The sequence below is a fragment of the Shewanella sp. ZOR0012 genome, assembly GCF_000798835.1.
Lineage (GTDB): Bacteria > Pseudomonadota > Gammaproteobacteria > Enterobacterales > Shewanellaceae > Shewanella > Shewanella xiamenensis.
In genome coordinates, this window is sequence record NZ_JTLE01000092.1 from 1 (window position 1) to 352 (window position 352).

The window sequence follows — 352 nt, forward strand, 5'->3', positions numbered from 1 at the left end:
AACTAGAGTCTTGTAGAGGGGGGTAGAATTCCAGGTGTAGCGGTGAAATGCGTAGAGATCTGGAGGAATACCGGTGGCGAAGGCGGCCCCCTGGACAAAGACTGACGCTCATGCACGAAAGCGTGGGGAGCAAACAGGATTAGATACCCTGGTAGTCCACGCCGTAAACGATGTCTACTCGGAGTTTGGTGTCTTGAACACTGGGCTCTCAAGCTAACGCATTAAGTAGACCGCCTGGGGAGTACGGCCGCAAGGTTAAAACTCAAATGAATTGACGGGGGCCCGCACAAGCGGTGGAGCATGTGGTTTAATTCGATGCAACGCGAAGAACCTTACCTACTCTTGACATCCA

Annotated in this window: 1 rRNA gene; it reads left to right on the top strand. The window is 52.6% G+C overall.

What is annotated here, in order from left to right:
* A 16S ribosomal RNA gene (locus L976_RS01795) occupies positions 1 to 352 on the top strand; the annotation flags it as partial.